The following is a 2,097-nucleotide window of genomic DNA, read 5'->3' on the forward strand; positions in this document are numbered from 1 at the left end:
CGAGGCGCCGCCGACGAGCGCGCCGTCGATGTCGGCCTGTGCCATCAGCTCCTTGATGTTGGCCGGCTTGGCGGAGCCGCCGTACAGGATGCGGGTCGCGTCCGCGGTGGCGTCGCCGTAATCAGCGCGCAGGGCCTCACGGATCGCGCCGCAGACCTCCTGGGCGTCCTCTGCGGTGGCGGTCTCGCCGGTGCCGATGGCCCAGATGGGCTCGTAGGCGATGACGATCTTGGCCACGTCCTCGGCGGACCAGCCGGCCAGGGCGGCACGGATCTGGCCGAGCACGAAGTCCACGTGGGTGCCGGCCTTGCGGATCTCCAGGGCCTCGCCGCAGCACAGGATCGGAGTCATGCCGGCATCCAGGACCTTGCGGGCCTTGGCGCCGACCAGCTCGTCGGACTCACCGTGGTACTCGCGGCGCTCGGAGTGGCCCATAACCACGTAGCTGCAGCCGAGCTTGGTCAGCATGTCGGTGGAGATCTCACCGGTGTAGGCGCCGTTGTCGTGGATGGACACGTCCTGGGCGCCGTACTTGATGCCGAGGGAGTCGGCCTCGACGATCGTCTGGACGCTGCGAATGTCCGTGAACGGCGGGATGACCAGTACCTCACACTTGGAGTAGTCGTGCCCGGCGTCGCTCAGCGCCATGGCCAGACCCTGCACCAGGTGATTGGCCTCAAGGTGGTCCAGGTTCATCTTCCAGTTGCCCGCCATCAGCGGGGTGCGGTTGCTCATTATCCGTATTCCTTTTCCGAATGTGATGGGATTGAAGTGCCTGTGGGCGCGGCTCAGTCGTCGAGGACCGCGATACCGGGCAGCGTCTTGCCCTCCAGCAGCTCCAGGGAGGCGCCGCCGCCGGTGGAGATGTGGGAGAAGGTGGACTCGTCGAAGCCGAGCGTGCGCACGGCCGCGGCGGAGTCACCGCCACCGATCACCGAGAAGGCGTCGGAGGAGGAGATCGCCTGGGCGACGGCCTTGGTGCCCTCGGCGAAGGCCGCGAACTCGAACACGCCCATGGGACCGTTCCACACGACGGTCTTGGAGGACGCAATCGCCTGGGCAAAGAGCTCACGCGTCTCGGGACCGATGTCCAGACCCATCTGGTCGGCGGGGATGGCGCTGGAGGGAACCACGGTAGCCGGGGCGTCCGGCTTGAACTCCGGTGCGACTACGGTGTCGACGGGAAGGAGCAGCTCCACGCCGTTGGCCTTGGCGGTCTCGAGGTAGCCCTTGACCGTCTCGATCTGGTCCTTCTCCAGCAGGGAGGTCCCAACCTCGTAGCCCTGCGCAGCGAGGAAGGTGTAGGCCATGCCGCCGCCGATCAGCAGGCGGTCGGCCTTGCCCAGCAGGTTGGCGATCACGCCGAGCTTGTCGGAGACCTTCGAGCCGCCCAGCACCACGGTGTAGGGGCGCTCGGGGTCGTTGACGGCCTTGCCGAGGGACTCGATCTCCTTGGCAACCAAGAGCCCGGAGGCGGCGGGGAGGATGCGGGCGACGTCGTAGACGGAGGCCTGCTTGCGGTGCACTACGCCGAACCCGTCCGAGACGAATACGTCCGCCAGATCCGCGAGCTGCGCGGCGAAGGCGGCGCGCTCGGCGTCGTCCTTGGAGGTCTCGGCGGCGTTGAAGCGCACATTCTCCAGCAGAACGATGTTCCCGGGCTCCAGTGCGGCGACGGCGGCCTTGGCCCCATCTCCGACGGTGTCCTCGGCCAGGGTGACGTCGACGCCCGCCAGCTCCGCCAGGCGCTCGGCGACCGGAGCCAGCGAGAAGTCGGGGTTGACCTTGCCCTTGGGACGACCCAGGTGGGCGGCGACGATCACCTTGGCGCCGGCGTCGAGCAGCTTCTTGAGGGTGGGCAGAGCGGCGCGGATACGGCCGTCGTCGGTGATGTGCTTGTCGTCGTCGAGCGGAACGTTGAAGTCGGAGCGGACCAGGACGCGCTTGCCCTGCAGGTCGCCCAGGGACTCGATGGTCTTCATGAAACCTCGCAGTGTTGAGTGTGTATTGAGTGTGTGCTGAGTGTGACGTTGATTTACAGACGGGTGGGGCTCTACGTGCGGACGCCCGCGCACGCTGTTGGCGTGCGCGGGCGTC

Annotated in this window: 2 protein-coding genes; both read right to left on the bottom strand. The window is 67.5% G+C overall.

All coding sequences use genetic code 11. The features are described from left to right. Positions 1 to 735: triose-phosphate isomerase (gene tpiA / locus GZ998_RS12455; RefSeq protein WP_219110051.1), on the bottom strand; the 735-nt coding region annotated here is incomplete at its 3' end. A gap of 53 nt (positions 736 to 788) precedes the next feature. After that, complete coding sequence (locus tag GZ998_RS12460) at positions 789 to 1,982, bottom strand: phosphoglycerate kinase (RefSeq protein WP_161923993.1); 1,194 nt, start codon at positions 1,980 to 1,982, stop codon at positions 789 to 791. Positions 1,983 to 2,097: the final 115 nt, after the last annotated feature.

It is taken from the genome of Actinomyces sp. 594, assembly GCF_019325145.1.
Classification (GTDB): Bacteria; Actinomycetota; Actinomycetes; order Actinomycetales; family Actinomycetaceae; genus Actinomyces.